This window comes from Alkaliphilus oremlandii OhILAs (assembly GCF_000018325.1).
GTDB lineage: Bacteria > Bacillota > Clostridia > Peptostreptococcales > Natronincolaceae > Alkaliphilus_B > Alkaliphilus_B oremlandii.
Genome location: NC_009922.1, coordinates 967445 through 988617 on the forward strand (window position 1 = coordinate 967445; position 21173 = coordinate 988617).

Genomic DNA, 21173 nt, shown 5'->3' on the forward strand with positions numbered 1-21173 from the left:
TATACGAAAAACATGGTATAGTTTTAGGGTTTTTCTATAGAGGTCAGATACTATTCTAAGATTGTATGAAAATTAAACGACAATAATTCCTATAATTGTTACAAAAATTTATAAAATTAATGCTTGATTAGTATAGCATAAATAACCAATTATGATATAATATATTACGGTAATGAGAAGTTTATCATATTTTCTTAGGGAGGTATTCGTTTTGAATAATGTTAAAGAGTTGATTGACTCAGGTATTCTAAAAACTAATAAAATTCATTATAATCTACCAGTGGAAGAACTTATAAAAATTGCTGTGGAAAAAGAAGGTGGAGTCATAGCGAAGAATGGGGCTCTATGTATAAATACCGGAAAATACACGGGAAGATCTCCAGAAGATAGATTCATTGTAGATGAACCATCGGTACATGATCATATTAACTGGAACAAAGGAAATAAAGGTATTTCTGCCCAAGTGTTTGACAATCTATTTAATAAAGCTATGGCCCATGTAAAAGATAAAGAACTATTTGTTTTTGAAGGTTTTGTAGGTTCTGACTTAGATTACAGAATGCCAATTAGAGTTATCAATGAATTTGCATATCAAAATTTATTTGCATCGCAGATGTTTATAAAGCCTAAAGCTGGAGAAAGAGAGAACTTTGATCCAGAATTTACAGTTCTTGCATTGCCAGATTTAAAGGCCGATCCAGCAGTAGATGGTACAAATTCAGAAGTGTTTATTATTCTGAACTTTGCACAAAAAATAGTTCTGATCGGCGGAACAAGATACAGTGGAGAAATTAAGAAATCCATATTCACTGTAATGAATTACTTATTACCATTTAAAGATGTTCTTCCAATGCATTGCTCTGCCAATATCGGAGAGGACGGTAATGTTGCGCTATTCTTTGGACTATCCGGTACTGGAAAAACCACATTGTCTGCAGATAACAACAGAAAGTTAATTGGAGATGATGAGCACGGATGGACTGCCAATGGTGTATTTAACTTCGAAGGTGGATGTTATGCAAAATGCATCAATCTTACGGAAGAACAAGAACCACAAATATGGAATGCAATTAAACATGGCGCAATTTTAGAAAATATTGTAATCGATGAGAACACTGGTCATATCGACTATGATGATGATAGATATACAGAGAATACACGTGCAGCTTATCCAGTGGAATATATTGATGATGCCGTATTAGAGGGTAAAGGTGGAATTCCAAATACCATTATCTTCTTAACTGCCGATGCTACAGGCGTATTGCCTCCAATTGCAAAACTAACGAAAGAACAGGCCATGTACCACTTTATGTCTGGGTACACCAGTAAGTTGGCTGGAACAGAAAGAGGCATCGTAGAGCCAACCGCAACTTTTTCAACTTGTTTTGGAGGACCATTCATGCTATTAAAGCCTCAAACCTATGCAAAGCTTTTAGGTGAGAAAATAGAGAAATACAATACTCGTGTATTTTTAGTAAATACGGGATGGACAGGTGGACCATACGGTATAGGAAGCCGTATGAAACTAAAATATACAAGATCCATGGTAAGAGCGGCAATTAAAGGGGAATTGGATCAGGTGGAATATATTAAGGACCCAATCTTCAATTTATCCATACCAACAACATGTCCAGAGGTACCAGTAGAAGTATTAGAGCCTTCTAAAACATGGGACAATCAAGATGAATACGATCAGAAGGCAAACGAACTGGCAAAAAGCTTCGTTGAGAATTTTAAAAAGTTTGATGATGTTTCTGATGATATAAAAAATGTGAATCCAAAGGTTCAATAGAACAGTATTTTATTATTTATTCTCTATACAAATATTATAAAAATTATACAAAGGAATGATTTGTATATAAATATAATTTTAAAATTTAGGATAAACTAAAACGATGGTATTATAGCCAAAGTAAGTTATAACAAAGTTTAGATAGATTTTAAAAGGATCCGTACAGGAAAAAAACAGGTAGAGCAAATTACTCTTAATTAAAACAATTATTTATTAGAAATAATTGTTTACTAAAAACATTTTTCAACAAAAATGTATTGTCTATTTCTAAACAACATGTTATAATCACTTTGTGATTTAAATAAATTATATTTTAAAATGGAGGCAAACAAAATGAAGAAATTTTTAGCAATGCTTTTAGTTCTTTCTTTATCAGGAGCGGCATTAATTGGATGTTCTACAACAGATAAAACGCCAGATGGTAATACACCACCTGCGGTAACAGAGGAAACACCAAAAGATGGTGAAGAAGTGGCTGGAGAAATCGCTAAGATTGGTTTAGGACAAACTACAACCATCGCTAAATCTAAAGATTTAGAAGGAGAAACGACACCAGTTGGACAAGTAGATACTGTAATCGTTGCAGCTGGATTCGACAAAGATGGAAAAGTAGTTAAAGTAACAATTGATACTGCACAAACAAAAATAAATTTTGATAAAGAGCTTCAACTTACAACAGATGTAACAGAAAAAGGAAAAACTAAAGTTGAGCTTGGTGAAGCATACGGTATGAAAAAAGCTTCTCAAATTGGAAAAGAATGGTTTGAGCAGGCAGCGGCTTTAGGTGAGTGGATGGTTGGAAAAACTGTAGCTGAAATTAAAGCGATGGAAATCAAAGACGGTAAAACAGCTGATGCAGAACTTACATCTTCTGTTACTATTAGCGTTGAAGGATATATCACTGCTCTTGAAGAAGCATACAACAATGCTGTAGAAGTTAAAGCTGGTGCTGTAGAATTAGGTTTAGGAACTGACATTTCAGCAGCTAAATCTAAAGGATATGCAAATGCAGATGGAAAAGAAACACTACCACTTGCACAAGTGGATACAATCATGACAGTTGTTGCTTTTGATAAAGACGGTAAAGTTGCAGGAACTATCATTGACAATGCTCAAACAAAAGTAAACTTTGATAAAGAAGGTAAAGTAACTTCAGATAAAGCAGCTGAAGTAAAAACAAAAGTTGAGCTTGGTGATGAATACGGTATGAAAAAAGCTTCTCAAATTGGTAAAGAGTGGTTTGAGCAAGCGGCAGCTTTAAGCGAGTGGACAGTTGGAAAAACTGTAGAAGAAATTAAGGCAATGGAACTTAAAGATGGTAAAGCAACAGATGCAGAACTTACATCTTCTGTTACAATTACAATTACAGATTATATTGAAACAATTGTAGAAGCAAAAGAAAACGCTAAGTAAATTGATTTTAAAACATAAAAAAGAAAGCTGTCCCAATTTGGGACAGCTTTCTTTTGATTTATTCTGATTTATTCCATCTGGAATTATCCATGCAGGTTTCGCTTCCATCTGTGATGATTTCTACAACGAAAGGTTTGTTTGAAAGGTTTTTAAATTGTTCTTCTAAGGTTGCCAGTTCATCTAAACTGGTGATCTGAACCGCATTAATTCCCATAGCTTTTGACATCTCTGCAATAGATACTCTTTCATAGGTACAAGCACCTTTTAGGCATCTTCCATATTGGGCATGACTACCGTGAGTTACCAATGCTAACATGGAGTTATTAATAACAAAATAAATAATTGGCATACAATGTTCTTTTGCTGTTAATATTTCCATACCATTCATGAAGAAAGAGCCATCGCCTACGATAACAGCATAGGTTTTGCTTGGGTCGGCCATGTATGAACCCAATGCTCCACCTACGGCAGTACCCATGCAAGCATAATTTAAGCTTGTTTGAAAGTCCATATGTTCTTTTAAGGATAAATATTTAAAACTAAAGTTCATATTTTCTCCCATATCTTGTATGAAACAAGTATTTTCAGGAACAAAGTCCGTTATCTTTCTCATAAAAAGCTGTAGCGATAAGCCTGTGTGATTTTGTATATAAGGTGCATTGGCTTCTTTTGGTATGGAGATTTTCTTTTCTCTTGCTTCAATCTCCGAATTTAAGCGATCCACAGCAGTTTTCAGATCACTGAACACAGGAATATCCGCAGGAAAAATTTTGTTCAGCTCATTTGCATCCCAATCGATATGGATTACAGTTTTATCTGCTACGAGAGCTTTATTATATACGATTGTAGACATCTGTCCTAAGGAAGTACCCAGTATCAAGATGCAATCCAATTTAGTATGATGGATATAATCGAAAGCACGGTCCGTTGTACACCATCCATAATTTCCTAGGTTCAGCTCAAAATCATCGCTGATGAGACCCTTTGCATTGGGTGTTGTGATAATAGGCCACTGTAATTTTTCACTGAGGGATTTAATCTCTTCCGATAATCCTCGAGCGCCTCGGCCCACCATGATAACCCCGCTATTAGATGAACGAACAGTGTTTACAGCTTTTTCTAAGCAATCCATATCATATTGTGGCATCAGTGCCTTGCGATCAATTTTCCCAGGTATTTCACCTTCAAAATCCATTACCTGAATATCTGCTGGGATTGAAATGTGAACGGGACCATAAGGTGGCGTTAAGGCAATTTCAATAGCGTTTTTGACTTCCTCTAAAATTGTTTTCTCATCAAAAAGAGTTTTGCTATATTTCGTAATCGGTTCAGTGATATCTGTTGTGATTAACTCTTGTAAGGAGTTTTTACCCATCACGGCACTACCAACGTAGCTGCTAAAAATTACAACGGGTAACTTATTTCTGTAGGCATCTGCTATACCATTAATTCCATTATTAACACCAACGCATCCTCCAATAAAGCAGACACCCAAATCTCTCTTTAAATCAGCATATCTTCCTGCAGAAAATGTAGCAGCGGCTTCATTTTTAACAATAACATATTCGATATCGTAATCATTTAATCCATCATTAAATGCAGATACTTGGGCGGTAGGAATACCGAATGAACAAGTAACTCCATTTCTATATAAAAATTCTAAAATTGCATCAGATATTCTCATGTAATTATCCCCCCGTATTAATTTTCAATGAGCATATGAATATTTTTATTAATGATATGCTCACATTGTTTAATCTGCTCCTCAGAAAGAACATAGTTCTTTTTAATAAAGGCCATATCAACGACAGCAACGACTGTATCCTTTTTAATGATTGGGAATAAGTAGATGCTTCGAATGTCTAAAACCTTAAATTCAGTCGGCTTTGTATCCAAATGATCGGTATTATGAATGGCGCATAAAGATTTTGTCTCTACAAGCTTCATTAAAAACTCAGCATCCTTTACGAAAGAACGATATTCTTTATGGAAGTCAATCCATTTTTGTAGTGGTAAAAACTCCGTATCATTTTTATAGATTGGAATCAGTTCACCATTTTCTATGGTAAGATAAGCAATTTCCTCCAGTTCTACCACAGAGCCAATTTCGTTAAACATATTTTTCAGTACTTCAATCACGTAATATTCCCCCCTGAAGTTGTAATATTGAGTACGATTCACCTCAATAAAATGATATAAAAAAGGCTTCTATAGAAACGCTATAAGGAAGCCTTTTTTGAAACTCATTTACGGGCAAAGTTCTTCTTTTGGAATACCTTATAAGTAGAACTTTCCGATTCGTTATAAAAATGACTTCTGTCTGTAAAAACAGAAGTCATAGTAGATATTAGAATCCTTGAGATTTAAGCCATGCGTCTGCTTCTTCTAGATTATCGAATGCCACAGGATCGGAGTTCGAAGTTTTACCTAATCGGTTCATCTGCATTTTTACAATAGCACTGGCAACGATAATAGCCCCTGGAACCATACCATTCTTTGTGCACCATTCTAAATGAGTATCCCCATCATTTAATGTAGTCGTTTTATAATTTCTTAGATCGGAACACTTTGTCCATTTTTTTCCCTTTATTAAAGGAAATACTTTATTAACGTAGTCGTTATGCATACTTTCCATGTTTAAAAAACCATTGAAAGTTTCATATACGATACCTCTTGCAGCATCTACCTTCAATTCATAACTTCCTTTTGAATCTTTGATAATCATTATTCATCCTCCTAATATTTTATGAATATTGAAATATCTAAGCTCTATTGGATAAAACTAGACATATCAATATATATATTATAAGAAAATTAAAAAAACATCAAGACATAATTCGTTAAATAATGCTATTTTTCAGCAAAATTATACATTTAGGAAGAACGAACTATATTCAGAATCCTCTTATTGTGAGAAATCAAAAAATTTGCTATGATGGATAAGGGTGATATTGATGAAAAAAGTAATTTCAATAATAATGATTTTTGTTTTGACGTTAGGGATACTGTCAGGGTGTAATCAAAAGGTAGAGAAGGAATACTCAAAATATACGGATACCTTTTTTGATACCTTTGATACATTGGTTCAGGTGGTTGGATATACAGAAACAGAGGAAGAATTTAAAGCTTATTTTGAACAAATAAAGTCTAGATTTGAACAACTTCATAAATTATATGATATTTATAACAACTATGAAGGTTTGAATAATGTAAAAACAATTAATGATAATGCAGGGATAAAACCAGTTGAAGTACAAAAGGAAATTATCGATTTAATTGTTTTTGCCAAAGAATGGTATAGCAAAACAAATGGTAAAACCAATATTGCCATGGGCTCCGTACTTAAAATCTGGCATGATTATAGACAGGAGGGGGAATCCGAGCCTGAACATGCAAAACTTCCACCGATGGAACAACTGTTGGAGGCAGCCCAATATACGAATATTGATGATGTTATTGTAGATACGAAAAAAAATACCGTATATCTTGCTGATAAAAAAATGGCATTGGATGTAGGGGCAGTAGCCAAAGGGTATGCAACGGAAGTTGTAGCAAAAGAAATGATGAAAAAAGGCTTCACCTCTGGTATTATTAGTGCCGGCGGCAATGTTCGGGTATTAGAAAAACCACTGGATGGCGTTAGAGAACGGTGGGGAATTGGGATACAAAATCCAGATCAATCCATACTTCCAAATGAGAGTAGTATTCTTGAAACTATTTTTATCAATAATGCTTCTGTAGTGACCAGTGGTGATTATCAAAGATACTATATGGTAGATGGCAAAACAATTCATCATCTGATCGATCCGGAGACGCTCATGCCCGGAGAATATTATCGTGCTGTTACCGTTGTAACAGTAAACTCTGGTGCTGCCGATGCACTATCAACGGCCGTGTTTTTAACACCCTACGCCGAAAGTAAAGCCTTAGTGGAAGGTATTGAGGGCGTAGAGGCTCTTTGGATTATGAAGGATGGGTCCATAGAGGCTACCGATGGAATGAAAGCAATCATGAAGAGTCATGGTGCAACTGGTTCTAAACATTAAAAATCCAATGAATAGAAAATCATATAAAAATGATCTAGAGGGAAATCTAGATCTATTTTTATATGACAAAAACAATAATTTCCCAATGGTCTAGAAATTTTAAATTCTTTATTTTGAAAATAAAGAATTGTGTAAAAACATTCTTTTAAATAAGCAATATACAAGATTTAGCTATATCAATGCTTATAATATAATTTTTTATAATACAGTTATAAATTCTAATATAAAAAATTACACTGTATTTTGTCTATTAACAGTTTCAAGTTCTGTTAAAGCAAGGCGTAGGAAGCGGGAGAATTATGAAGAAAAACGGTGCATAATATGATGGGTTGCTTTAAATACTAGATGTATCACTCATACGAACTGTAGCTAATATTGAAGGAAAACTTGCATATTAGTATAATGAATATAAATAAAATTATAAAAGTGAGGTATTTATTTTGGAAATGATGAAAAGAGCTAATTTTTGCTCGAAGAACTGTACGATTAAGTTTAGCAGGCTAGGTGCTATTGTTGTGGGAAATCTACTATGTTCCATAGCTTTAAATGGCTTCTTTATACCGAATAAATTGGTCAGTGGTGGCGTTGGTGGAATTTCCATTATGATTCACTATTTAACCCAAATTCCGACAGGCTTATTAGTATTTCTAATTAATATTCCAATATTTTTAATTGGGCTGAAAACCATTGACAAGGAATTTGCTGCATATAGTTTCGTTTCCATGCTATTCCTATCATTTTCAATAGAGCTTACCTCAGACATTGGAAAATATAACATGCTAGATGATATCATTCTGTCTGCAATATTTGGCGCTGTTTTTAACGGAGTAGGAATGGGCATCCTATTTAGAAATCGTGTGAGTCAAGGTGGTTTAGATATTATTGCTGCAATTTTTAAGAAAAAATTCAACATAAATGTAGGAACTGGCTTAATGATATTTAATACGTTCATTGTGGTCATATCCTCTACATTGTTTGGAATAAAACCTGCAATGTATACATTGATTGCAATGTATATCGGATATCAAATTGTTGATAAAGTTCAAGTAGGCATGGATCAGAAAAAAAATGTGATGATCGTATCAGACAAAGCGGAGATCATAGCAGATGTGATCATGAAAAATTTGAACAGAGGTGTAACCTTTTTGCAAGCGGAGGGTGCCTATTCAAAGTCCAATAAGAAGGTAATCTATTGCATCCTTACGACGACTCAAATTGCTAAGCTGAAGGAAATCATAGAGGAGCATGATCCTCATGCATTTATGACAATCCATAGTATTCAAGAAGTAAGAGGAACTGGCTTTAGAAATGTAGGCTTATAATCGACATAATAATTCATAAAAGAGTAGCTTAAGCTACTCTTTTTATATAAAAAGTGGTAAAATAGGATTTAGAAAAATTTTGTTTGATTTGTTTCTTTATCTTTGTATTAAATAGTACTTATTGATCAGATAATATAGAAACATAATTCAGAGAGGAGGAATTGTAGTGAGCAAAGCTCCAAAAGATACAAAAGTAGTGATTGGAATGTCCGGCGGTGTCGACTCATCCGTAGCAGCTTTATTATTGAAGCAGCAAGGATACGATGTGGTGGGTATTTTTATGAAGAATTGGGATGAAAGTGATGAACTTGGATATTGTACCTCCGCAGAGGATTATGAGGATGTGAGAAGAGTATGCGATCAAATTGGGATTCCCTATTATTCCGTAAACTTTGAAAAGGAATATTGGGATAGAGTATTTACGTACTTTTTAAATGAATATAAGGCTGGGCGTACGCCAAATCCAGATGTTATGTGCAATAAAGAGATCAAGTTCAAAGCTTTTTTAGACCACGCCATTAAATTGGGCGCAGATTACTTGGCAACCGGTCATTATGCACAAGTAGATTACTCAGACGGAGAATATCGACTGCTGAGAGGTGTAGACACTAATAAAGATCAGACCTATTTTTTAAATCAATTAAATCAATATCAGCTATCAAAGGCAATGTTTCCTGTTGGTCATCTGCAGAAGAAGGATCTTAGACAAATTGCATTAGATGCAGGACTTGCAACTGCTAGTAAAAAGGATAGTACAGGAATTTGCTTTATTGGAGAGCGAAATTTCAAAGAGTTCTTAAGCAATTACCTGCCTGCAAAACCGGGCAAAATAATCTCTTTGGATGGGGAAGTTAAAGGAAAGCATGATGGGTTGATGTACTATACTTTAGGCCAGAGAAAGGGATTAGGTATTGGCGGTGCTGGTACAGGGGAACCTTGGTTCGTCGTGGATAAGGATCTTGAGAAAAATATTTTATATGTGACACAAGGAGAAACGCATCCAAGCCTATATTCCCGTGGACTGATTGGTGCAGATTTACAATGGGTTAGCGAAAATCCCAAACCATCTGTTATAAAGTGCACTGCTAAATTTAGATATCGCCAGCCGGACCAAGGTGTCACTGTTTATGTGGAAGAAGGAAACACCTGTAGGGTGATGTTTGATGAGCCTCAGAAGGCTATTACACCAGGTCAAGCTGTTGTATTTTACGACGGTGTCGTATGTTTAGGTGGCGCTACCATAGACCAGATATTAAAGTAGATTGCTTATATAATGGATCGGAAAGAAGTCTTCCTTTAAACTTTAAAGGGAGATTTTTTAAAAAATATATATCACTATATTGTAATAATATGATATAATGATATCAAACGTCAAATCATTCTAGGAGGAGAAAACATGAATACGGATATCCAAAGAAAGTCATTAAGAAAAAAGGCGCAAGTTAATCGAAATTTCTGTGTTGCTTGCGGAGCCTGTGCTAAGGTATGCCCTAAAAATGCCATTAAAATAATACAGGGAGTATTTGCAGAGGTTGATAAGAATCAGTGTGTAGGATGCTCAAAATGTGCCAATATATGTCCAGCATCTACCATAGAAATAATAACGGTAGAGGAGGTACAATAATATGTCTAAAAATAAGAAGCATTGGTATGAATATTTATATATAGCATCTGTTGTGTATTTAATTTTAGGAATGTTTAATATATTATTTGCTTGGTTAGGGCTCTTATGCTTTATGATACCTCTCGTTATTTCCTTTACTGGTGGGGGAAAGATCTATTGCAATCGATATTGTGGGAGAGGACAATTATTTGAACTACTGGGTACAAAATACAAATTATCTAGAAATAAATCCATGCCTTCAGCTTTAAAAACGAAGGTATTTCGATATGGGTTCTTAACATTTTTCATGAGTATGTTTGGGATGATGCTGTGGAACACTTATTTAGTGTTTGCTGGTGCTTCAAATTTAAAAGAAGTGATCACTTTGCTTTGGACATTTAAGCTGCCTTGGAACTGGGTTAATACCAGCTTTGTATCTCCTTGGATCGCACAATTTGCCTTTGGGTTTTATAGCATGATGTTAACCTCTACAATACTAGGAATCATAACCATGCTTTTGTATAAGCCACGATCATGGTGTGTATATTGCCCTATGGGAACAATGACTCAAGGAATATCCTCATTGAAATATAAAACCAATAAAGAAACGATATAATAAAGCCCTCTCCTACTACATGGAACATATTAGGAGAGGGTTTCATTATTGAACGTGAGGAAATTCCTCAATAAGAACAATCTTTTAATAAAGAAAGGCTGAATACAGTATGTCAACTTTGAAGTTTTATGTTATAATAAACCCTATCAATTCAAATAGAGGATGAGGATCATGGCAAGATATACGGAAGAATTTGTAATACCTTATTATGATTGCAGCGGAGATCGTTTTGTAAGACCAGAATCCCTGTTGGAATATATGGGCGAGGCTTCTCTTCTACATGGGGATACCTTAGGGGTTGGCGGCGCTGATTTATTTAAAATGGGTTTTGCATGGATGCTGAATCGATGGAAAGTAAGGTTCATTGAGTATCCAAAATCACGTACGACAATTACAGTGGAAACCTGGAGTTCTGGTGTTGATCGATTTTATGCGACCAGAGAGTTTAACATATATGACAGTGATAGAAAATTATTGGTACAAGCATCTACTCAATGGGTGTTTTGCCATATTCTTAAACGGAAACCTGCAAGGGTACCCGATATAATCAGTGCAGTCTACGATTCAGAAGATGAACATAATTTTTACCATTTTCATGATTTTAAAGATGAAGTACAGGCAGATGAAGCAATAGAATTCCGTGTTAGAAAATCTGATATTGACTTTAATCATCATGTGAATAATGTAAAGTACTTAAATTGGATGCTGGAGGTTTTACCAAAACAGTTCGAAGATCAATATTTGTATGAACTAGATATTCAGTACAAAAAAGAAATCAAACAGGGCAGTTTAATAAAATCAGAAGTTTCTATGGATATAGAAGGAGAAGAAACCGTTTGTTATCATAAGATAACGAGCAATAGTGTTTTGCATGCCTTTGGAAGAAGTGTGTGGAAAAACAGAAAGTAGCAGTGAAGCATCTATAAAAAAATCGCACGGGAATTTTCCAATGCGATTTTTTTATTCAGTACACGTCTAAGAAAGCTTTATTTTATTTCGCCTGTGGAGCAATCTATCTTTGCCACACCAGAGTCATCGATTTTTACAATACAGTCATTAAAATTATTATTCAAGAACACACTACCATAAGTTTTAAATCCACCATCTAGGTTTTTAACTTTAAATCCATTTTGCACTAGAATTCTGGCTGCATTATATCCTCGAATACCAACCTGACAATAAATATGAATTACTTTGTCCTTTGGCAATTCATTGAAGCGGCTTCTGAGTTCACCGAGAGGGATGTGGATAGAGCCCTGAATAGCGCCTAAATGATACTCTATTGTTTCTCGAACATCCAGTAATATACCGCCATTTTTGACAATATCATCAATTTCATGCCATTGTACAGTATCAATGAGGCCATCCATCATGTTTGCTGCAACGAACCCCAACATATTTACAGGATCTTTAGCAGATGAAAAAGGAGGTGCATAGGCCAGTTCTAATTCTTTTAAATCCACAGCGGACATTTTAGCAGCAATGGCCGTAGCAATTACATCGATTCTCTTTTCGGTTCCATCGTAGCCAACGGCTTGTGCACCAAAAATTTTTCCTGTACTTGGATCAAACAACATCTTCATAGAGATTGGCAAAGCACCAGGATAATATCCAGCATGGGAGCCGGGATGAATATGGATTGCTTCATAGCTCACTTCATTGGATTTTAAAAGCTTTTCATTGTTACCGGTAGAGGCTACAGTCATATCAAATACTTTAACAACGGATGTTCCCATGGTACCGACGTACTTTTCAAATTTTCCACAAATGTTGTTTGCCACAATTCTCCCTTGCTTGTTAGCGGGTCCAGCTAAAGGAATCATAGCAGGTTTTCCGCTAATAAAATCAGTCACTTCAATGGCATCACCGATGGCATAGATGCTCTCGTTGGAAGTCTGAAGATATTCATTTACCTGAATCGCACCTCTTTCATTCAGCTTCAGTCCAGCATCTTTTGCAATCTGAGTTTCTGGTCGAACGCCAATTGCGAAAACAATTAAGTCTGTTTCTATTTCTTTTCCACTTTGCAGAACAATTCGATTACCCCGATTCTCAAAAGATTTTACGCCGTCGCCTAAGATTAAATCCACTCCCTTGGACTGGATATGATTGTGTAGGATTGCGGCCATTTCATAGTCGATGGGACCTAGAATCTGATCAGATGCTTCCACGATGGTTACCTTTAAACCTCTGTGATGTAGATTTTCTGCCATTTCAATACCAATGAATCCACCACCAATTACAACAGCAGATTTTGGAGCGCTATGGTCTACAAAGGATTTAATTGCATCTGTATCGGGTATATTGCGTAATGTAAATAAATTCTCCGCTTCACTGATGCCAGGAATCGGCGGCTTAACTGGATGAGCTCCTGGTGAAAGCAGAAGAATATCGTAGGATTCATCATAAGATTCGTCAGTTTTCAGATTTTTTACGGTGACCTTCTTTTTTGATGGATCTATTTTTATAACCTCGCTGAAAACTCGAATGTCCATATGAAACTTTTGAGACATCCCTTCTACGGTTTGAACCAGTAAAGCATCCCTTTCTTCGATAATATTTCCGATATAGTATGGCAGCCCACAGTTTGCGAAAGAAATATATTCTCCTTTTTCAAATAAAACAATTTCTGCGTTTTCATCCATTCTTCTCAGTCGAGCGGCAGCAGAAGCACCACCAGCAACGCCACCAACGATAACAATTTTTTTACTCATTAGAGATCCCTCCTTATATTAATTAAAGAATATAGATTCATTTATTCTAGAAAAAATGAAAAGACGATTTGTTTATTGCGCCGAAGAATCAATGAATCTAAAACTTAATTGTTATAACGTTATATTCGAATAAAACGATTTAACCATTAAACTAGAATAATAAAAATCCTTATTCTAGATAAAATCAAGTCCTAGTTGGATTAAGATATGAAAATGAAATTAAAGAAAATAGAAATTTATTGAGGAAATAGTGCTGAGATAATAGGCTCTACTTTTGGGTGAATGACTTTGTAGACGATTTCCAATCCATTTCTTTCTCCTTCGATAATTCCAGAGCTTTTTAATTTAGATAAATGCTGTGAAATCGTAGATTGAGGCATATTTAAACAGTTTTGTATATTTGAAACATTACATCCGCCGCAGGCGAGAAGTCCTTTTACGATACATAGTCTGACGGGGTGAGCAAGGGCTTTTAATATTTCTGCATTTTCATCAAATATTTTATCGTTTAAAAAAATATCCATTCAAATCCTCCTTGTTGATTAATTTTCCTTTTGTAGGCCAATCCATAATATCATTGGAGTAAAAATTTTGAATATGCGCTAAAGAAAATATCTTAATATTATAATAATACGATATTAAAGAATGGGTGTCAAGTAATGGCATAAAAAAGAAAGGGAAAATTCCCTTTCTTTGAACCAACCTTATATCGTGCTCAATAGGCGCTTCATTTCATTTACGTTATTTTCAAGACTTTCATCTACCTTATAAGCCCTGTCCACATGACTAATAAGTTTCTCGTGCATATTTGCTAATATGTAATCTGAAACCTCTGTCTGATTTAAAATATCCCCAATGTATTTCTTTTGATTGGTGATCGTCGTGGTTACTGCCTGTACCTCATGCTCTACTGACTTAAAACCTTGAGCCATTTCCTGTATTTTATCGTTCACCACATTACCCATATGAATCCCTTCGATGATTGCCTTCGTACTTTTTGAATTATTTTCAATAGCGATTTTGATTTCATTTTGTATGTTTGTGATTAACGCTTGAATTGTAGCGGTGCTAGAATTGGTCATTTCTGATAATTTTCGAACCTCATTGGCAACTACAGCGAAGCCTTTCCCATGCTCTCCAGCTCTTGCAGCCTCAATTGCGGCGTTTAAAGCTAGTAAATTTGTCTGTTTCGCTATGTCTGTAATCGCTTTTATGATATTTGTTATTTCATCAGATCGTTCATTTAAATGCATCATAGAATTTGAGGAATGTTTCGATTGCATTTGAAGATCATTCATAACAGTGGATAGGCTATTGGCTGCTTCTAATCCCTCTAATGATTTTGCTACAGAATCCTTAGAAATTGTATTGAGATTTTGGCTTCGTTCTGATAAATAAACTGCCAAATCATTGGAATCGTTTGAAAGCTGCTTTACTTTTTCCATGGTGCTTTTCATTTCATCTGCAAGTGCAGCCAATTCATCGTGTTGTTCATTCACTAAGCCATGCTTATGAATAATGGATCCCATTTTCTCGTAAATGCTTTTAATGTGGTTTTTCAGTTGATCTGCTTCAACTGTAGATTCATGGGCCGCAAGAGATGCAGCACTTATTTCTTGCTGAGCTTGTTTTTTTGAATGCCGTTTTTCGAATATCATAAGATCCTCCTCTATATAGGTTAATCAGCGTTTTTAAAGAAACTCAGCATCATTTACTTATTCTTTAAAAACTGTATGAAATGAGCATAGTTTGTACTAGGATATCCCCTCAAATAATATAATATCATAGATTTTGTCAATCGAATAATATATTATGGAAATTTCGACCACAATATAGTAAGATGGAAGGTGTAAAATATATGAAAAATTATGATGGCATGAAGGGAGAATGTACATATGCAAAATCCAATCGTTACGATTACAATGGAGAATGGAAAGCAAATGAAAGTGGAGCTTTATCCAGAAATAGCTCCAAATACAGTAAATAACTTTATATCTTTAATAAATAAGGGATATTATAACGGTGTTATTTTTCACAGGGTAATCCCAGGATTTATGATCCAAGGTGGAGACCCAGATGGTACTGGAACTGGTGGACCGGGATACAGTATCAAAGGAGAATTTACTGGAAATGGATTTAAAAATGACCTAAAACACACAAAAGGTGTTTTATCCATGGCTAGAACAGCGGTACCAAATTCAGCCGGTTCACAGTTCTTTATTATGGTTGAAAATTCTCCACATTTAGATGGACAATATGCTTCTTTTGGTAAGGTAATAGAAGGCATTGAAGTAGCGGACGAAATTGTAGCAGTAGAGCGCAACTACATGGATAAGCCATTTGAGCCTCAAAGAATGAAAGAAGTAACCGTTGAAACTTTTGGTGTAGAATATCCAGAACCAGAAAAGATATAATTCAATTGAAGGTCCCTAAGGTTTAGAATACAACTTTAGGGACTTTTTTATAAGAAATAGAGGTCTTCTACGATATAGAATTACCTTATTTAAAAAACGATGACAATCCGTACCATTGCTTCGTGCCGGATGCAAAATAGCTTTATAAAATTTTCAAAGCAGAATGTGAAAGATAGGGCATTCTATATCGTATCAAAGATATCATCAAGGCATATAAAAAAGAGAATAAAATAGATAGACAGATGAGTTTATTTGACTGAAAAAATATTGAATAGAGATAAGAGCAATTGCTTCAAATCTTTCAACAGTCAGCAACTTTAATTACCAGCAGGTTAAAGCGTAAACTAAGAAGTGCTAACACAGAAAAAAGCTATCCTTATGAGATAGCTTTTGGGAGTTGATGATACAGAGCTTTCGGTTAGAAAATTTTTTTACACTGCATATATTCTTCAACAATTCTTAATGCTTCGCCAAATCTTTGATAATGAACGACTTCTCTTTCCCACAGGAACCTTAAAGCATCCTTCATGCCAGGGTCATCTGTTAATTTTAATAGATGCTCATAGGTGGAACGGGCTTTCTGCTCTGCGGCCATATCTTCATGTAAATCGGTGATCGGGTCTGCATGTGCTTGGATGTAGGATGCTGTCCACGGAATACCGTTGGCATCTGCTGGGAATAGAGCACCATTTCGGATGGCATAGTTGGCGCCAAGCCCTGCAGCCTCTAATTCTGCTACAGTAGCATCTTTTGTTAATTGATAGATCATGGTACAAATCATCTCAACGTGAGCAAGCTCTTCAGTACCGATATCAGTTAATAGACCCTTTGCTTCATTGGTAGGGATGGTGTATCGTTGATTTAAATATCTTATGGCTGCGGAAAGCTCTCCATCAGGCCCTCCATACTGGGTCATCAGATATTTAGCCATTCTTAAGTCTTTGCTATAAATTTTAACGGGATATTCTAATTTCTTTTCATAAATCCACATAGAGTAATTTCTCCTTCCATCCTAGAATTTTTCTTCCCATGGCCATGGGCTATCCAACCATCTCCACGAATCACAATTAGGAGAGAAGCCAAAGTTTAAAAGAGGACCGTAAAGCATCTCGTATTGTTGCTTTAACATTGCCAACTGATTTGCATAAGCATTATATTCCATTAGCGCTCTTTGATCGTATCGATGGGTATCTAAATATAGTTGCCATTCTATGGCGGTAAATTCTACTTCTTGGATCTGTCTCATTAGGGTTTGACGATCGTTCATTAGGACTCCTCCTTCCAGTAATTAGCGCTTGGATTATACAGATTCGTTAGCTCAGGAAATATGGTACCCTGCATTAGAGCCTCATCCATAGGAAACGTGTTTGAAGAGGATTGATATGGCACATAAGCATGGGCATATAAAGGGTTCACTGGCATAAATGGCACAGGGTATATCTGACATTGGCCACAGTCTCCATAAGCATAAGGATATGGGTATGAATATTGATAACATCCGTCATAACACAATTTGAACTACCTCCTTAAATTTTACTTCAAAAGTATGATTCTTTTGTCATAATATACTATTCCGATAGCTTAAATAGTGTGAGTTGGTTATTGTTTTAATTTCTGACGATTAAAACAATTTCTCCTTATTTTTTCTTTTTTTAAAATTGTAAATGAATATAGGGAAAATAATTTGATATCACTGTTAGAGAATTGTTTAAATTGGAGAACAGTATGAAGTAAAGACGACACCTTTTAAGTATAAAAAAATTGACTTCTATATAATAAATTAAAAAGAACGCTCTAATAAACTAGTAACTTATTTAGCGCGTTTCAGAGTAAATATTATAAAGCAACTACAGCTTTTCGATTACATAAATAATGTTCATACCACAGTCTAAGGTCCCAGGTAATTTAGTAAATTCAACTTCTTTTTTGATAAGGAGTTCCCAAAATTCCTGATCCTGTTTTGCGCTACATAAGGTTTCCTCTTGTGAATGCATAAATAATCCAGCAGAACTTTTTTCTAGAATCTTTACCTGTTTTCCTTCAAACAAAGCATCCAATTCTTTACTTGTCATCATGTGGGCGTAATGCTTATTCTCCACTGGGTAATGCTCCTCATCTTGTATTCCAGTAGTAAATAGCCATTCTGTTGCATCAATTCCCAACATTCCTTTTTCATATAGAACCCCATTCAGATAATACATGAGTGCACCTATCAGTGACATTGACCCAAGAATCAATTTACCACCAGATTTAAGGATTCTTAGCATTTCGTTGATGGCATTTTCTTCTTTATCAAATAAGTAATTAATAGACCCTCCAATACATACAGCAATATCATAAGTATGGTCTTCGATGTCCTCTAAATTGCTTATGTCTAAAATCATAAAGTTTTTTACTTTATGAATTAATCCTAGTTCCTCCATTTTTCTTTTATTAATTTCAATTTGAATCGGAGATAAATCAGAAGTAACGAGAGACTTGCACATGGTTACAATATCCTTTGTGAATCTTCCTGCACCTGCTCCTAATTCAATAACAACATCTGAATTGGAGATATATCGCTTTAGTATATCGAGATGCACATGATATAATAGTTCTCCTAATCGATCCTTTTCTAGTCGTTCCCATTCATTATTTCCATATTGATCATAGTGAGCTCTTGGAATTTCTGGGTTATACTTCATATTCATCACTCCTAAATTATTAATACTTGCAGTACTTACGTGAAAAATATCGCTAATATCACCATCAATCATCCGCACCACCCCCTAAAGTTCACTTTTGATTTTATGGTACAAAAAAAGCTCTCCTCCTTATAACAGGACGAAAGCCTAAATTTCGTTATACCACCTGATACTACATACCAACATATGTGCTCTTATTAACGGTAGAAAACCGCCAGTACCTACTCAAAATTCGGTCTGAAACTCCAGAGGGATATTCAACATGATCTAGTAAATACTAGGCTTCCACCATTCCCAGCTCGCTGTGATTTTTCAAAAATATTTACTGTCTCTATCATCGTCTATTCTTTATTAAATTGGTAATAGTATACAGTAATTTCTGAAAATTGTAAATAGCACAGCATTAGTTTTATGAAATATTATCCCGTATATAGGAACTAAAGAGTGTGTCCATGTTGAAATAATTTGCACAATGATTAAGTAATCGATAGAATCCATATTTTGTATCAGTGCTCTATAAATTTTTAATGTGAGAAGGAAGTATTGAAAAAAGAAAGAATAATAGGATTATAGACTATTTTACAAAAATAATAAGTAAAATAGTTTTTTGTATACATATTGAAAAAATATATGAATAGTAGGGGGGATAGAAGATGAAATATGAATTACTGAGTAATCTTGAAATTGAAGAATGTAAAACAAGGATGAATAACTCCATTGATTCCAGACTATTTTCTATACTACTCAGCTCATCGGAATGGATTGGAAGAGTAAAAGAGGAAACATTTTGGTTGCAAAAAAGAAATAGGGAATTTCGAAATTCCTTTTCTAAAATTTTTTATGGTAGTTTTCATAAAAATAGGAATGGAACTGTAATTAGGGGAAGCTTTAAAATCCACCGATGTATTAAGATATTCATTGCAGCTTGGATTTCTGGAATCAGTGCAATAACTTTGTCCATAATAGCAGCCTTATTCGATATAAATCAAGTAAATCGAAAGGTTCTTGAAAAGAATTTAATTTGTGGGTTATTCACTGCTATTATTATGCTATTTTTTGGAGTTTTTATTATCAAAGTTGGATCGAGATTAAGCAAAATAGAAGAGAAAAACACTATTAACTTTTTAGAAAAAATTTTAAATGCAAAGCAAATAGATTCTCAATAAAATTGCACGAATTTGTGTTTGTATATGGTAAATTCAATAATATGTATTTAATAAAATAAAAATTATTTTTAATCTATAAATAAAGGCAATTATGCTAAATTAGGAGGAATATGAATTGTATATAGACCATTTATGTAATCATCCAGAACATCTTGAAACCGTTGCTACCTGGATTTATGATGAATTTGTTATAAAAGCTAAAGGAAATTTGAACTTTGAAGAAGTTGTTGAATATTTAAACAAAACAAATAAAGAAAGTTTTCCAATGACATTTGCTGCAATGATTAATAATGAATGTGTAGGGACTGTCTCTATTTTTGCAAATGATTTAAAAACTCAGGACATATTGACTCCATGGTTGGCTTCCTTGTATGTAGGCCCCGAACATAGAGGGAAAGGCATAGGAGAAGTGCTTATTGAGCATGTGCAACATGTAGTGAAGGAACTTGGTTATGAGGCTTTATATTTACGAACAGAGCATACCTCTAAATATTATAGAGGTTTAGGCTGGGAATTTGTATATAAAACAGAAGATGAAAAAGGTCAAGAAACGGAGGTTTTTAAATATAATATAATTTAGAACAATTCTATTTAAATAATCAAAAAGCTAAAGGTATCTTTTTTAGATACCTTTAGCTTTTTTTGTTGGATTAAATCGTGCTTAAAATACTCTTCAGAACTTAGATTGAGAAGTTCATTTAATTTAAATTCAAAAATATTTTCTGTGGAACAATATCAGGAATAATTAAAGCCCTATATTCATATGATTCGTATAGAGATATTACTTGATTGGAGTGATACTGTATTCAATTTTATACTCATTAAAATCATAGAGTTCAATTTCAACTCTAGGATTGTCTTTGTCAACAAAGTCAAATAATAGTACAGGCCTAAGGAGTTTATCGTTGGTTATGATACCACTTTTTTCAATACCATCACAGATACTTTTCGGATAGTTATGCAAGTCTCCCATTCTTTTATCTGGAAAGTAAAGCTTTAAAACGGTAATTAACTGAATATCAAGCTGTGGACCCATGTATTGCTGATTGATATAGCCTGCAATCATATTTTCATAAGCGACATATTTACTATGCTTGCCAGCTCTGGGCATCCAAGCCTGACCGTTGATATTTGTAAGCTTAAAGTTGGATTTGCTCAAGGGACGTCCTGGTATCGTAAATTTTATCATAGTGCACCTCCATTTCTATTGTAGCACAAATTAAGATGCACTTCAGATATCTGGCATAGATTTTTTATAACCAAGAGGAAAGTTTTTCTTACCATATATTCAAAAGAAAGAACTTTACCGTAAATAAGTTTCGAAAAAAGTTCCAATATGGTGATTTTATGGAATCTTTTTTTATAAAGTGCCAATAATTTAGAGGATGGAAAAATTTTATAAA

Annotated in this window: 22 protein-coding genes and 1 other annotated feature; of the genes, 11 read left to right on the forward strand and 11 right to left on the reverse strand. The window is 34.5% G+C overall.

Going from position 1 to position 21173, the window contains the following annotated elements:
* Nucleotides 1–211: 211 nt before the first annotated feature.
* Both pckA and CLOS_RS04570 read left to right on the forward strand, forming a co-directional pair.
* Entirely contained in the window at nt 212–1792 is a 1581-nt protein-coding gene (pckA, locus tag CLOS_RS04565; protein WP_012158743.1) for a phosphoenolpyruvate carboxykinase (ATP), read from the forward strand.
* A 333-nt stretch (nt 1793–2125) separates the two neighbouring features.
* A complete protein-coding gene (locus tag CLOS_RS04570) occupies nt 2126–3205 on the forward strand; it encodes a hypothetical protein (RefSeq protein WP_012158744.1) in 1080 nt (359 codons plus the stop codon).
* A 58-nt stretch (nt 3206–3263) separates the two neighbouring features.
* On the opposite strand, the gene CLOS_RS04575 is transcribed toward CLOS_RS04570, so the two are convergent.
* From CLOS_RS04575 to CLOS_RS04585, 3 genes are all read right to left on the reverse strand, one after another.
* Nucleotides 3264–4889, reverse strand: a complete 1626-nt coding sequence (locus CLOS_RS04575; RefSeq protein ID WP_012158745.1) for a thiamine pyrophosphate-binding protein — start codon at nt 4887–4889, stop codon at nt 3264–3266.
* Between the two features lie 17 nt (nt 4890–4906).
* Entirely contained in the window at nt 4907–5344 is a 438-nt protein-coding gene (locus tag CLOS_RS04580) for a hypothetical protein (RefSeq protein WP_012158746.1), read from the reverse strand.
* Nucleotides 5345–5552: 208 nt separating this feature from the next.
* A complete protein-coding gene (locus CLOS_RS04585) occupies nt 5553–5930 on the reverse strand; it encodes a hypothetical protein (protein WP_012158747.1) in 378 nt (125 codons plus the stop codon).
* 253 nt (nt 5931–6183) lie between these two features.
* Here CLOS_RS04585 and CLOS_RS04590 point away from each other — a divergent pair, with 253 nt between their 5' ends.
* From CLOS_RS04590 to CLOS_RS04615, 6 genes are all read left to right on the forward strand, one after another.
* Nucleotides 6184–7251, forward strand: coding sequence for an FAD:protein FMN transferase (locus CLOS_RS04590; protein ID WP_242649597.1), 1068 nt, complete (start codon nt 6184–6186; stop codon nt 7249–7251).
* A gap of 446 nt (nt 7252–7697) precedes the next feature.
* Nucleotides 7698–8573, forward strand: coding sequence for a YitT family protein (locus CLOS_RS04595; RefSeq protein ID WP_041719650.1), 876 nt, complete (start codon nt 7698–7700; stop codon nt 8571–8573).
* 166 nt (nt 8574–8739) lie between these two features.
* Nucleotides 8740–9834 carry a tRNA 2-thiouridine(34) synthase MnmA gene (mnmA, locus tag CLOS_RS04600; protein WP_012158750.1) on the forward strand — a complete coding sequence of 365 codons (1095 nt, stop codon included), beginning with the start codon at nt 8740–8742 and terminating at the stop codon, nt 9832–9834.
* A 135-nt stretch (nt 9835–9969) separates the two neighbouring features.
* Nucleotides 9970–10197, forward strand: coding sequence for an ATP-binding protein (locus CLOS_RS04605; protein WP_012158751.1), 228 nt, complete (start codon nt 9970–9972; stop codon nt 10195–10197).
* 1 nt (nt 10198) lies between these two features.
* A complete protein-coding gene (locus tag CLOS_RS04610; protein ID WP_012158752.1) occupies nt 10199–10792 on the forward strand; it encodes a 4Fe-4S binding protein in 594 nt (197 codons plus the stop codon).
* A 171-nt stretch (nt 10793–10963) separates the two neighbouring features.
* Entirely contained in the window at nt 10964–11701 is a 738-nt protein-coding gene (locus CLOS_RS04615) for an acyl-[acyl-carrier-protein] thioesterase (protein WP_012158753.1), read from the forward strand.
* Nucleotides 11702–11778: 77 nt separating this feature from the next.
* Here the strand turns inward: CLOS_RS04615 and CLOS_RS04620 are convergent, their stop codons facing one another.
* The 3 genes from CLOS_RS04620 to CLOS_RS16290 form a co-directional block, all read right to left on the reverse strand.
* On the reverse strand, nt 11779–13506 hold the full coding sequence (locus tag CLOS_RS04620) for a CoA-disulfide reductase (protein ID WP_012158754.1): 1728 nt from the start codon (nt 13504–13506) through the stop codon (nt 11779–11781).
* 236 nt (nt 13507–13742) lie between these two features.
* Entirely contained in the window at nt 13743–14030 is a 288-nt protein-coding gene (locus CLOS_RS04625; protein ID WP_012158755.1) for an ArsR/SmtB family transcription factor, read from the reverse strand.
* Between the two features lie 180 nt (nt 14031–14210).
* Nucleotides 14211–15164 (reverse strand): methyl-accepting chemotaxis protein, encoded by a 954-nt coding sequence (locus CLOS_RS16290; protein WP_012158756.1) that lies wholly within the window; start codon nt 15162–15164, stop codon nt 14211–14213.
* 237 nt (nt 15165–15401) lie between these two features.
* Between CLOS_RS16290 and CLOS_RS04635 the strand changes: the two genes are divergently transcribed.
* Complete coding sequence (locus tag CLOS_RS04635) at nt 15402–15920, forward strand: peptidylprolyl isomerase (protein WP_012158757.1); 519 nt, start codon at nt 15402–15404, stop codon at nt 15918–15920.
* A 418-nt stretch (nt 15921–16338) separates the two neighbouring features.
* On the opposite strand, the gene CLOS_RS04640 is transcribed toward CLOS_RS04635, so the two are convergent.
* The 4 genes from CLOS_RS04640 to CLOS_RS04655 all read right to left on the reverse strand — a co-directional run bounded on the left by CLOS_RS04640 (nt 16339) and on the right by CLOS_RS04655 (nt 18676).
* Nucleotides 16339–16911, reverse strand: a complete 573-nt coding sequence (locus tag CLOS_RS04640; RefSeq protein WP_012158758.1) for a manganese catalase family protein — start codon at nt 16909–16911, stop codon at nt 16339–16341.
* 21 nt (nt 16912–16932) lie between these two features.
* A complete protein-coding gene (locus tag CLOS_RS04645) occupies nt 16933–17187 on the reverse strand; it encodes a spore coat protein CotJB (RefSeq protein WP_012158759.1) in 255 nt (84 codons plus the stop codon).
* Complete coding sequence (locus CLOS_RS16435) at nt 17187–17342, reverse strand: spore coat associated protein CotJA (RefSeq protein WP_156774484.1); 156 nt, start codon at nt 17340–17342, stop codon at nt 17187–17189. Before CLOS_RS16435 ends, CLOS_RS04645 begins: the two co-directional genes overlap by 1 nt.
* Before the next feature lie 425 nt (nt 17343–17767).
* Nucleotides 17768–18676, reverse strand: coding sequence for a class I SAM-dependent methyltransferase (locus CLOS_RS04655; protein ID WP_012158761.1), 909 nt, complete (start codon nt 18674–18676; stop codon nt 17768–17770).
* Between the two features lie 60 nt (nt 18677–18736).
* Nucleotides 18737–18951 (reverse strand) — a binding site (T-box leader).
* Nucleotides 18952–19257: 306 nt separating this feature from the next.
* On the opposite strand from CLOS_RS04655, the gene CLOS_RS04660 reads away from it, so the two are divergent.
* Together CLOS_RS04660 and CLOS_RS04665 are read left to right on the forward strand one after the other, a co-directional pair.
* Complete coding sequence (locus tag CLOS_RS04660) at nt 19258–19770, forward strand: hypothetical protein (protein WP_012158762.1); 513 nt, start codon at nt 19258–19260, stop codon at nt 19768–19770.
* Nucleotides 19771–19885: 115 nt separating this feature from the next.
* Complete coding sequence (locus CLOS_RS04665; protein WP_012158763.1) at nt 19886–20350, forward strand: GNAT family N-acetyltransferase; 465 nt, start codon at nt 19886–19888, stop codon at nt 20348–20350.
* 201 nt (nt 20351–20551) lie between these two features.
* Here the strand turns inward: CLOS_RS04665 and CLOS_RS04670 are convergent, their stop codons facing one another.
* Nucleotides 20552–20959 (reverse strand): RusA family crossover junction endodeoxyribonuclease, encoded by a 408-nt coding sequence (locus CLOS_RS04670; protein ID WP_012158764.1) that lies wholly within the window; start codon nt 20957–20959, stop codon nt 20552–20554.
* Between the last annotated feature and the right edge of the window lie 214 nt (nt 20960–21173).

Coding starts and splice junctions, on each gene's coding strand:
- CLOS_RS04620 (WP_012158754.1), bottom strand. CDS start 13,506: ATGAGTAAAAAAATTGTTATCGTTGGTGGCGTTGCTGGTGGTGCTTCT.
- CLOS_RS04655 (WP_012158761.1), bottom strand. CDS start 18,676: ATGATTGATGGTGATATTAGCGATATTTTTCACGTAAGTACTGCAAGT.
- CLOS_RS04605 (WP_012158751.1), top strand. CDS start 9,970: ATGAATACGGATATCCAAAGAAAGTCATTAAGAAAAAAGGCGCAAGTT.
- CLOS_RS16290 (WP_012158756.1), bottom strand. CDS start 15,164: ATGATATTCGAAAAACGGCATTCAAAAAAACAAGCTCAGCAAGAAATA.
- CLOS_RS04625 (WP_012158755.1), bottom strand. CDS start 14,030: ATGGATATTTTTTTAAACGATAAAATATTTGATGAAAATGCAGAAATA.
- CLOS_RS04660 (WP_012158762.1), top strand. CDS start 19,258: ATGAAATATGAATTACTGAGTAATCTTGAAATTGAAGAATGTAAAACA.
- CLOS_RS04635 (WP_012158757.1), top strand. CDS start 15,402: ATGCAAAATCCAATCGTTACGATTACAATGGAGAATGGAAAGCAAATG.
- CLOS_RS04615 (WP_012158753.1), top strand. CDS start 10,964: ATGGCAAGATATACGGAAGAATTTGTAATACCTTATTATGATTGCAGC.
- CLOS_RS04570 (WP_012158744.1), top strand. CDS start 2,126: ATGAAGAAATTTTTAGCAATGCTTTTAGTTCTTTCTTTATCAGGAGCG.
- CLOS_RS16435 (WP_156774484.1), bottom strand. CDS start 17,342: ATGCCAGTGAACCCTTTATATGCCCATGCTTATGTGCCATATCAATCC.
- CLOS_RS04575 (WP_012158745.1), bottom strand. CDS start 4,889: ATGAGAATATCTGATGCAATTTTAGAATTTTTATATAGAAATGGAGTT.
- CLOS_RS04645 (WP_012158759.1), bottom strand. CDS start 17,187: ATGAACGATCGTCAAACCCTAATGAGACAGATCCAAGAAGTAGAATTT.
- CLOS_RS04595 (WP_041719650.1), top strand. CDS start 7,698: ATGATGAAAAGAGCTAATTTTTGCTCGAAGAACTGTACGATTAAGTTT.
- CLOS_RS04670 (WP_012158764.1), bottom strand. CDS start 20,959: ATGATAAAATTTACGATACCAGGACGTCCCTTGAGCAAATCCAACTTT.
- CLOS_RS04590 (WP_242649597.1), top strand. CDS start 6,184: ATGATTTTTGTTTTGACGTTAGGGATACTGTCAGGGTGTAATCAAAAG.
- CLOS_RS04610 (WP_012158752.1), top strand. CDS start 10,199: ATGTCTAAAAATAAGAAGCATTGGTATGAATATTTATATATAGCATCT.
- CLOS_RS04640 (WP_012158758.1), bottom strand. CDS start 16,911: ATGTGGATTTATGAAAAGAAATTAGAATATCCCGTTAAAATTTATAGC.
- CLOS_RS04585 (WP_012158747.1), bottom strand. CDS start 5,930: ATGATTATCAAAGATTCAAAAGGAAGTTATGAATTGAAGGTAGATGCT.